11 protein-coding genes are annotated in these 10,871 nt (G+C 32.6%); 5 read left to right on the top strand and 6 right to left on the bottom strand.

The window, feature by feature from the left end; translation table 11 throughout:
- The 3 genes from Q0075_RS02560 to holA form a co-directional block, all read right to left on the bottom strand.
- A partial coding sequence (locus tag Q0075_RS02560) for an ATP-binding cassette domain-containing protein (protein ID WP_297868154.1) occupies positions 1-727 on the bottom strand: 727 nt, incomplete at its 3' end.
- A gap of 58 nt (positions 728-785) precedes the next feature.
- Complete coding sequence (locus Q0075_RS02565; RefSeq protein WP_297868155.1) at positions 786-968, bottom strand: CAL67264 family membrane protein; 183 nt, start codon at positions 966-968, stop codon at positions 786-788.
- Positions 969-1,045: 77 nt separating this feature from the next.
- On the bottom strand, positions 1,046-2,050 hold the full coding sequence (gene holA / locus Q0075_RS02570; protein WP_297868156.1) for a DNA polymerase III subunit delta: 1,005 nt from the start codon (positions 2,048-2,050) through the stop codon (positions 1,046-1,048).
- 62 nt (positions 2,051-2,112) lie between these two features.
- Between holA and Q0075_RS02575 the strand changes: the two genes are divergently transcribed.
- The 4 genes from Q0075_RS02575 to Q0075_RS02590 all read left to right on the top strand — a co-directional run bounded on the left by Q0075_RS02575 (position 2,113) and on the right by Q0075_RS02590 (position 4,858).
- Positions 2,113-2,559, top strand: coding sequence for a type I restriction enzyme HsdR N-terminal domain-containing protein (locus Q0075_RS02575; protein WP_291108670.1), 447 nt, complete (start codon positions 2,113-2,115; stop codon positions 2,557-2,559).
- Positions 2,560-2,561: 2 nt separating this feature from the next.
- A complete protein-coding gene (locus tag Q0075_RS02580) occupies positions 2,562-2,951 on the top strand; it encodes a hypothetical protein (protein ID WP_291108668.1) in 390 nt (129 codons plus the stop codon).
- A 4-nt stretch (positions 2,952-2,955) separates the two neighbouring features.
- Positions 2,956-3,951: a glycosyltransferase family 2 protein gene (locus Q0075_RS02585; RefSeq protein WP_297868157.1), complete on the top strand. Its 996-nt coding sequence runs from the start codon at positions 2,956-2,958 to the stop codon at positions 3,949-3,951.
- Between the two features lie 70 nt (positions 3,952-4,021).
- The gene (locus Q0075_RS02590; RefSeq protein ID WP_291108664.1) at positions 4,022-4,858 is read left to right on the top strand and encodes an OmpA family protein; all 837 of its coding nucleotides are present in this window, start codon (positions 4,022-4,024) and stop codon (positions 4,856-4,858) included.
- A gap of 51 nt (positions 4,859-4,909) precedes the next feature.
- On the opposite strand, the gene Q0075_RS02595 is transcribed toward Q0075_RS02590, so the two are convergent.
- Positions 4,910-5,530: an L-threonylcarbamoyladenylate synthase gene (locus Q0075_RS02595; protein WP_297868158.1), complete on the bottom strand. Its 621-nt coding sequence runs from the start codon at positions 5,528-5,530 to the stop codon at positions 4,910-4,912.
- Between the two features lie 64 nt (positions 5,531-5,594).
- Positions 5,595-7,922, bottom strand: coding sequence for an ATP-dependent helicase (locus tag Q0075_RS02600; protein ID WP_297868160.1), 2,328 nt, complete (start codon positions 7,920-7,922; stop codon positions 5,595-5,597).
- Positions 7,923-8,227: 305 nt separating this feature from the next.
- Between Q0075_RS02600 and Q0075_RS02605 the strand changes: the two genes are divergently transcribed.
- Entirely contained in the window at positions 8,228-8,752 is a 525-nt protein-coding gene (locus Q0075_RS02605; RefSeq protein WP_297868159.1) for a hypothetical protein, read from the top strand.
- A 33-nt stretch (positions 8,753-8,785) separates the two neighbouring features.
- Here the strand turns inward: Q0075_RS02605 and Q0075_RS02610 are convergent.
- On the bottom strand, positions 8,786-10,871 hold a 2,086-nt coding region (locus tag Q0075_RS02610), incomplete at its 5' end, for a M1 family metallopeptidase (RefSeq protein ID WP_366798074.1).

Below are 10,871 nucleotides of genomic sequence, written 5' to 3' on the forward strand. Positions count from 1 at the left end.
TATCTAATTCTAAAATCCAACCTGCTACATTGTCTAAGAAATAACGGTCGTGCGTTACTGCAATAACTGTCCCAGCATACTGTTGTAAATGTTGTTCTAACCAAAGTACCGATTCTGCATCCAAGTGGTTAGTTGGCTCATCTAATAACAAAACATCAGGTTGTTGTAATAATAAGCGACATAAAGCTACACGTCGTTTTTCACCACCAGATAACACATTAATTGGAGTATCTGCTTCTGGAGTACGAAGCGCATCCATTGCAATTTCTAATTTATTATCGATTTCCCAAGCACCACAAGCATCAATTCTGTCTTGTAATTCTGCTTGACGATCCATTAGTTTTTGCATTTTATCCGCATCTTCATAAACTTCTGGTAAACCAAAATCGTCGTTGATTTTGTTGAATTCTTCCAATAAAGCAAAAATCTCCGCAGCTCCCTCACGAACTACTTCAATTACGGTTTTAGTTTCGTCTAATTTTGGCTCTTGTTCTAAATATCCTACTGAATATCCTGGTGCAAAAACAACATCTCCTTGATAGTTTTTATCTACTCCAGCGATAATCTTTAATAGCGAAGATTTTCCGGAACCGTTTAAACCTAAAATCCCAATTTTGGCTCCGTAAAAGAAACTTAAATAGATGTTTTTTAATACTTGTTTGTCACTTCCTTGGTAAGCTTTGCTTACTTTTTGCATGGAGAAAATGACTTTCTTATCGTCTGACATATATAATATGTTTGATTTATGATTATTAAAACTTTGTACTTTTTACTTTTCTCTTTTTTTACACTCTACCTTTCAAGGCATTAAAAACCCAAGCAATAGCAAAGAAACCAACACCAACAGCTGAAAATCCCCAACCTGCAACATCGGCATATCTATAAATTCCTAAGCCAATCAATAATAATCCCATTAAAATCATAATCAAAGTGGCCCAAGCCAAAATTGTATTTTTATTCATTCCCATAATTCAATATTTTTAACTAAAGTTTTGTAAATTTAGGACTGCGAAGGTACAAATTTTAAAACTTTTTATACTTTGTATTAATTGAAAATTTTAATCAACATTTCCTTCAATAAATCGTGTTGCGTCATAGAGGAAGCGCCTACACCTTTACTTTTAACATCAATATCGCGCAAAGCCGCCACAATAGCACTTACTTTTTTCATGGGATAATTTCGAAATGCTACTTCGTAATCTTTAACAAAATAAGGACTCACTTTTAAAACTTTAGCCGCATTGAACTGCGATTTATCCTTTAATCCGTGATATTGTAACAATTGCGAAAAGAAACCAAATACTAATCCTGTTGTAACCACTATTGGATTGTCTTTTGGATTTTGAGAGAAATGATCGATAATTTTATAAGCTTTTACTTGGTCTTTTTCCCCCAATGCTTTTCGCAACTCGAAGTTGTTGTAATCTTTACTAAATCCTATATTTTCCTCAATGTCTTTTGGTGTAAACGTATGTCCTTTAGGAAGTATAATTTTTAGCTTTTCTAATTCATTATTGATTTTAGATAAATCCGTTCCTAAAAATTCTACTAAGATAGCGGCTGCTTTGGGTTCGATGCTATAACCTTGTCCAGATAAAACGCGTTTAATCCAATCACCAACCTGGTTTTCATACATTTTTTTACTTTCGTAAACTACTCCGACTTTATCTAAAAGTTTCGTTACTTTTTTTCGTTTATCTAAAGTTTTGTATTTGTAAGCAAAAACTAAAACTGTTGTTGGCTGCGGATTTTCAGCATAAGCTTCTAACTTTTCGATATGACGTGATAATTCCTGAGCTTCTCTAACAACCACTACTTGTCGATCAGCCATCATAGGATACCGTTTAGCATTTCCAACCACATCTTCCATCGTAACATCTCTACCATATAAAATCGTTTGATTAAAATCGCGCTCGTGTTCTTGCAAGATATTTTGTTCAATAAATTCAGTTAATTTATCAATATAATAAGGTTCATCACCCATAAAAAAGTAAATGGGTTTGATGTTTCCGGCTTTTATATCTTTTGTAATTTGAATTACTTCATCCATTTTTTAAGTATTCAGTGTTCAGTAGCAGTTGGCAGTTAGTATAAAATAACTATTTTTGTTTCATGCAAAAGTTGAACTTTCCAGTTTATTCCTTTCGGTTCAAAAATAGTGAAAATAAAGTGTCTATTTTTGATGAAATTAGAAAAAAATTTATTCTTCTTACACCCGAAGAATGGGTGCGTCAACACGTAGTTCAGTTTTTGTTGCAAGATAAAAAGTATCCAAAATCGTATATTAACGTTGAGAAATTAATTAAAATAAACGATTTAAGTAAACGTTATGATGGTGTTGTTTTTGAACCTAATGGAGAAATATTTTTATTAATCGAATGCAAAGCACCTGAAGTTCCTATTTCCCAACAAACATTTGACCAAATTGCTCGTTATAACTTAGTTTTAAAAGCAAAATATTTAATGGTTACCAACGGACTAAATCATTATTTTTGCCAAATGGATTTTGAAAATGAGAAATATGTTTTCTTGAAAGAACTTCCTGAATATTCAAATTAGCCATGGAAAAACGCGATTTAATACAAGCTGAAATTGAAAAATTAGGATATTTTCTACAACGTTTATTAGCAAATTTTTTGAATGGAAATTCGACAGAAAATTCTATTGAAGCAGCTGATTTAGTAACAAATGAGTTTAAAAATGAATTAGATTTTGATTTACCTCATTTTGTTTCACTTTCAAATATTGAAATGAAAAAATACCTTTCTAATTTTAATTTTAATGAGCATCATCTGGAAAAATTAGCTGATTTGCTAATTGAAATGAATTCATCAAAAAAACATTTAACAAAAGCGTTAGAATTACTTGATTTGGTAGATGAAATTTCAAACTCATATTCTTTTGAACGAAATAATAAAAAAATAAAAATTCAACAATTTCTTAATCAATAAGCACTTGAAAAAAATAGCAGTAGTCATATTAAATTGGAACGGAGCCAAATTGTTAGAACAGTTTTTACCTTCGGTAATGGCGTTTTCTGATGAAGCTACTATTTATGTAGCTGATAATGCTTCGACAGATAATTCAATTGAAGTGATTCAAAACCAATTCCCATCGGTTAAAATCATTCAAAACACGGGCAATTTTGGCTTTGCAAAAGGTTATAATGAAGCCTTGAAGTTTGTTGAAGAAGAATATTATGCCTTGGTAAATTCAGACATTGAAGTGACTGAAAATTGGCTTGCTCCTATTTTAGAAATTTTTGAAAATCAGCCTGAAACTGCGATTATTCAACCTAAATTATTAGATTACAAAAAGAAAACCCATTTTGAATATGCTGGTGGAGCTGGAGGTTTTATTGATAAGTTTGGTTATCCTTTTTGTCGTGGGCGAATTTTTGACACGATTGAAGAAGATAAACATCAATATGATGATGAAATCGAAATTTTTTGGGCAACAGGTGCTTGTTTCTTTATAAGAAAAGAAGTGTATCGTAAATTAAACGGTTTTGATGATGATTTCTTTGCCCATCAAGAAGAAATTGATTTGTGTTGGAGAGCTTTTAATTTGGGCTACAAAACAAAATACACTCCAAAATCAATATTGTATCACGTTGGTGGTGCTACTTTAAACGAAGGAAATCCGAGAAAAACCTTTCTAAACTTTAGAAATTCATTGTTGATGTTAACCAAGAATTTACCGAAAAATCAATTATTCCCAATCCTTTTAATGCGATTGTGTTTAGATGGATTAGCGGGAATTCAATTTATTTTGAAAGGGAAATTCACACATTGTTGGGCAATTTTAAAGGCTCATTTTTATTATTATCATCTTGTATTTCAATTTTATAAGAAAAGAGGTGCAATTCAAAAATCAAATTACTTCAAAACAAATAGTATCGTTTATCGTTATTTTATCAAGAATGGCAAGGTATTTGATGACCTTTTTTAACAATAGTTTAGGTTTAAAAAAGCTATTCTTTAACAATTTCTATTTAATTTTGTAAAAAAATAAGTATCGTATGAGAAGAGTAATGTTATTCGCCACAGTAGCTGCTATTTCATTAAGTTCTTGTGTTTCAAAAAAGAAATACACGGAATTAGAAGCTAAAAACAAAGAAATTCAAGATTTATTAAACACAGCAACCGTAAAATTAAATACGTGTTTGACTGAAAGAGAAGCTTTAGCACAACAAGTTGACTTCTTAAAGAAAAACAATACCGATTTAATTAACAACATGGGGAATTTAACTACGTTAACTACCAAAGGTGCTGAAAATCTGGAAAAATCTTTAGAAAGTTTAAAAGAGAAAGATTTAAAAATCACACGTTTACAAGACGCTTTAACTAAAAAAGACAGTGTAACATTGGCTCTAGTTACAAGTTTAAAGCGTGAAGTTGGAATCGACGATCCAGACATTAACATCAATGTTGAAAAAGGAGTTGTGATGATTTCGATTGCTGATAATTTATTATTCAAATCGGGAAGTTACGAAGTAAGTGATAAAGCAAAAGGTGTTTTAGCAAAAGTGGCTAAAGTAATCAACAGCAAACCAGACTTCGAATGTATGGTAGAAGGTCACACAGACAATGTGCCAATTAAAAATGCAGTTTTATTAGACAACTGGGATTTATCGGTAAAAAGAGCCACTTCAATCGTAAGAGTTTTACATAAAGACTTAGGTGTTAGTCCAAAACAATTAATTCCAGCTGGAAGAAGTTCGTACATTCCTTTAGTAGAAAACGATTCTCCTGCAAACAGAGCTAAAAACAGAAGAACGCGCATCATCATTATGCCAAAAATTGACCAATTCTACGATATGTTAGAAAAGGAAATGAAAAACTTAGAAGGGAAATAATTTACCTTTAAAGTATAAAAAAACGCCTCAAGTGATTGAGGCGTTTTTATTTTATAATATATCCAAACTCCCTTTTCCCTCACGAACAACTTCTGGCTCATAACCTGTTAAATCAATAATGGTGGAAGCTACATTGTCTCCGTAACCGCCATCGATAACCAAATCGACTTTGTTATTCCATTTTTCGAAGATTAATTCTGGATCTGTTGAATATTCAATTACCTCATCTTCATCGTGAATTGAGGTTGAAACAATAGGATTCCCAAGCATTTCTACAATTTGTAACGCAATATTATTAGCAGGAACACGAATTCCGACTGTTTTTTTCTTTCTAAATTCTTTTGGCAAATCATTATTTCCAGGCAAAATAAACGTGTAAGGACCAGGTAAAGCACGTTTTAGGATTTTGAAAGTAGAAGTATCAATTTGCTTTACATAATCTGATAAATTACTCAAACTCGAACAAACAAAAGAAAAATTCGCTTTTTCCAATTTAATGCCTTTGATTTTAGCTAATTTTTCAAGCGCACGAGAATTCGTTATATCACAACCCAATCCATAAACCGTATCAGTTGGATAAATGACTAATCCACCATCTTTTAAGACCTCAACTACTTTTTTAATAGCGGCTTCACTTGGTTTGTCTTCGTATATTTTTATAATTTCTGACATCTTATTTTTGTTTCAGATTATTTTTGTTTCAGGTTTCAAGTTAATCAAAAAACTTAAAAAAATTCTATCCTATCACTTCCAACTTCGCAAACCTTAACAACAACTTTTTCAAACCACCTACATCAAAGCGAATTTCTGCTTTTTTGTCTGCTCCTATTCCTTCTATGTTTACGATTTGTCCTTTTCCAAAACGTTCGTGCATTACGATATTACCAACGTTTAAATTGGCATCGACAACATTAGAACTTCCTGAATTACTTGAAACAGGTTTTAATCGTCTGATATTAGCCGTTGGGCTTGGTTGGTCTTGCGTTAAATATTTTGGAGGCGTTCCTGCGGTTGGTTTTGCTAATCTTAATTTAGATTTATCAATATCGCCAAAAACATCAATATCCATAACCGGTTTATAACGATAACCCGAATCTACTGGATTCAAATATTCTAAATATTGGTCATTGATTTCTTCAATAAAACGCGAAGGTTCACTATCTACTAATTTTCCCCAACGGTAACGCGATTGTGCATATGTCAAATACGCTTGATGTTCGGCACGAGTTAAAGCTACGTAGAACAAACGACGTTCTTCTTCTAATTCGCTTCGGGTGTTCAAACTCATCGCACTTGGAAACAAATCTTCTTCTAACCCCACAATAAATACATGCGGAAACTCTAATCCTTTCGCCAAGTGAATCGTCATTAGTGCTACTCTATCGTCGTCACCTGTGTCTTTATCTAAATCGGTTGCTAACGCTACGTCTTCTAAAAATTCGGCTAACGCACCTCTTGCTCCGTCGATTTCTTTTTGTCCTTCGGTGAAGTCTTTGATACCGTTTAGTAATTCTTCTATATTTTCAATCTTCGCAATTCCTTCTGGCGTTCCGTCTTTCTTTAATTCTTGAACTAGACCTGTTTTCTTCGTAATATGATCCGTTAAATAAAACGCATCCTGATTTTCATTAATAACCTGAAAACTTTTAATCATAGTAACGAAATCATTCAATTTGGCTTTCGTACCCGAATTCAGTTTCAAATCAATCTTATCGATGTGCTCCATCACTTCAAAAATAGAACGCTTGTAATGATTAGCTGCCACCGTTAATTTCTCTACTGTAGAATCTCCAATGCCTCGTGCTGGGTAATTGATCACTCGCACCAAAGCTTCTTCGTCTTTTGGATTAATTACTAAACGCAAATACGCCAAAACATCCTTGATTTCTTTACGCTGATAGAAAGATAAACCGCCATAAATTCTGTAAGGAATATCGCGTTTGCGCAACGCATCTTCCATAGCACGAGATTGGGCATTCGTTCGATACAAAATAGCAAACTGACCGTTATGCATTTGGTGCTGCATCTTTTGTTCGAAAATAGTGGAAGCCACAAAACGCCCTTCTTCACCATCGGTTAAACTGCGGTGAACTTTTATTTTTGGTCCATCATCGTTCGATGTCCAAACGATTTTATCTAACTTGGTTTTATTCTTATCAATTACGTTATTCGCAGCCTCTACAATATTTTTCGAAGAACGATAATTTTGTTCCAAACGGTACATTTGTACGTTGTCGTAATCTTTTTGGAAATTTAAAATGTTATTGATATTTGCACCTCGAAACGCATAAATACTTTGCGCATCATCACCTACTACACAAATATTTTGGAATCTATCCGACAACGCACGAACTATCAAATACTGCGAGTGATTCGTATCTTGGTACTCATCTACTAAAATATATCGAAATCGATCTTGATATTTTGCTAAAACATCTGGAAAACGATTTAATAACTCATTGGTTTTCAATAGTAAATCATCAAAATCCATCGCACCCGATTTAAAACAACGCTCTACGTATTGTTGATAAATTTCGCCCATACGCGGTTTTTTACTCATAGCATCGGCTTCTTGTAACTCGGGATTATTGAAATAGGCTTTTACTGTGATTAAGGAGTTTTTATAAGATGAAATTCGCCCTAAGATTTGCTTTGGTTTGTAAATATCTTTGTCCAATTGCATTTCTTTGATAATAGCCCCAATCAATCGCACCGAATCTTGTGTGTCGTAAATCGTGAAATTAGAGGGATAACCTAGTTTATCGGCTTCAATACGTAAAATTTTAGCAAAAACCGAGTGAAAGGTTCCCATCCAAAGGTTTTTGGCTTCGTTATTTCCAACAATATCGGCAATACGCTTTTTCATTTCACGTGCTGCCTTGTTGGTAAACGTTAACGCCAAAATATTAAAAGCATCTACACCTTGACTCATCAAGTTAGCAATACGAACCGTTAGCACTCGGGTTTTTCCAGAACCTGCACCTGCAATCACAATCATAGGTCCGTCTTTTTGTAAAACCGGAAGTTGTTGTGCTTCATTCAATTGGCTAATATAACGCTGCATTTCATTCATAGAATTCCATAACTTTTAACTAATTTACAAAAATACACTTTGATTAGTGTTTTTACAAGTTTTTATTTTGTGGTTCAAGAGAAATAAATATTTAAACACATAGACACAATAGATTTACTTTGTGTTGATTTTAGTCGTTTTACTTGACATAGATAACATAGAAAAATTGAGCAAGTCATTTTGAATTTAAGATTTGATTTTAACCATTTCTTTAATTTCTTAAATCTGTGTTCCAAACGCTATTTGAATATTAATAATTTTAATCTTAATTTGCGACATATTTAAATCTATTAAAAATGACCATCGAGGATAAATTATTAGAAATTGCAGCTTACACTTTACCTGCTTTTATTACAGGCGGTGTAGCTTTTGTAATGATGCAAAAATTCTACAACAGCGAAGAAAGTAAACGCAAATTTGAATTACTAAGAGAAAATCAAAAACAAGCCTTACCCATTCGATTGCAAGCGTATGAGCGTATGGTTTTATTTTTAGAGCGAATTAACCCTGCGCAACTCTTGTTACGTGTAGCACCAATTAGTCAATCAAAAGATGATTACGCTACCTTGTTAGTTCATCACATTCAAACCGAATATGAGCACAATTTAACACAACAAATATATTTAACTTCAGAAACTTGGGACATTGTGTTGAAAGCTAAAAATAGTACGGTACAAATTATTCGTAAAAATGCAGTTAGGGAAGATATTTCAAGTGCTGATAAATTGAGAGAAGCCATAATGATAGAAATGACTGAAAATGAAGCTCCAAGTACAATTGGAATTAGCTATTTGAAAGAAGAATTGAAAAGAGTTTTTTAAATACAAATCCCGAGTTGAAGCTCGGGATTTTTTTTATTTTTCGTTTAAGAACTTCCAATACAACTCTTTCATGATTTCATCTGAAGTCGACGCTAATTTTTCAACTAGTATTCTGTATTCTGGTTTTTTGAGTAATAAGCGAACGTTGTCTCTTCCAAACTTAGTGAACTGCCATTTGTGATGTACCGTTGCTTTAAACAATAACTCAATTACTTTTTCATCATTCGGATTTAGTTGTAATAACAATTCTAAAGCATTTTGTCTAACAGAACTTTCATAATTTTCAGAAGCAAAATCTAACAATTGATTATACGAAGTAGCTTTCACTTGCTCCGGCAAATTTTCTGTATTCATTGCTAAAGCTAACCAAGTCAAACGGAAACTTTTATCATTATTTCCAACAATCTCTTTGGTTTGTTCTAAATAACGCAAACGCTCATCAGGAAAGTTTTTCCAAAGATTGGTTAATGCTATTTCTTTCGTTTGATGCGAATTATCTTTTAACAAAGTTTCATATTGCGATTTAAATGCTTCTGGAACTACAGGTGTTGATTCTGCAACGGCTCTTCGTACCAAAATATCATTTGTTGCTAAAGCAGTTTCTAAAATGACTTTTCGTTCTTCAAAAGGAATATTTCGCGTTTGATAAACAATGTATTGTTTGATTGGATAATACGCTTCTGATTTTAAAATTTCTGTCAATTCAGCTAATGATTTTTTACTTTTCTTCAAAGCAAAATAGTCTTGAATGAATTTGTTTTTAGAAAGATATTTTTGAGCAATTTCCATTTCAAATCCAGACTTTTCTAACCAAACTTTTTTGAAATTTTCAACATCATAACCCGAAACTTCTTTTACAATTTTCAAGAAATCATCCGTGTTCACGTTTTTGTATTGGTATTTCTTTAAATATTTCACTACCGCTTTTTGAAAGTTCTTTGCACCAATATCTTCACGCATCACATGTAATGCCCAAGCGCCTTTTTTGTAAAACGACAACGAACTCGCCTTTTCATTCATTACGGGAATCGTATCGGTTTTAGAAGCACGTTTTAATTGTTCGGCATAATCGTTTAATTCTTCGTAGAAATAATCATCGCCAAACAAATGACGTTCTGCTAATAACGCATAATAAGTAGCAAAACCTTCTTGCAACCAATGATGTTTTCCAGACTGTGCCGTAATCAAATCACCAAACCATTGATGGGCTAATTCATGTGCGTTGACATTTACATAATTTCTATCGTTAAAACCTATTTCATCTACTACAAAATCTTGTGCAAAAATGGTTGAAGTCGTATTCTCCATTCCCGCATACAAAAAATCACGAACGGGAACTTGGCGGTAAATGCCCCAAGGATACTTCACTCCTATTTCTTGCTCCAAATAATTAAACATTTCTTTGGAATAGCGATAGGTTGGTTCAAATTTCGAAACATCATTTTTACCTAAATAAAATTCTAAAGGTGTTCCAGATTTAGTGGTTGAAGTTTGTTTTGCAAAATTTCCAATAGCTAACATTACCAAATAAGATGACATGGGTTTCTTCATTCTAAAATTCCAAATATTATTTTGACTTGAAAGTGGCGGATAAACTACTGTTGATTGATGAATACCATTGGAAATTACAGTTAAGTTTGGGTCAAATGAAACATTCAAATTAAAAATCACTTTTTCATTTACATCATCAAAACTCGGCAACCAATGACTCGTGTAACGTCCTTGACCTTGTGTCCAAATTTGAAGATTTTCTCCTTCGCCTGTAAAATAAAGTGTTTGTTTGGGTTTTGCGGAATAACTAAAAGATAGTTTGTTTTTTCCTTTCTTAAATCCTTCAAATAAATCTAGTGTTTTTCCAGAATTTTTGAATTTTACGGATTTTCCATTGATCATAACCCTTGAGAATTCCATACTTTTAGCATCAATTTTAATGGTATCGATTGCTTTTTTTATTTTAAATTCATAAACCACATCACCATAAATTGATTTCTCATCATGATTTGGAGAAACTGAAGCATCACATTTGATAAAATCAACTTTATGTGTTTGTTGGGCAAAAGATATATTAACCCGTAGTGCATTATAAAAAAAGTTGCTCAAAACACTAAAAATTAGTACA

Origin of the sequence: uncultured Flavobacterium sp., assembly GCF_937967675.1 — a bacterium.
Lineage (GTDB): Bacteria > Bacteroidota > Bacteroidia > Flavobacteriales > Flavobacteriaceae > Flavobacterium.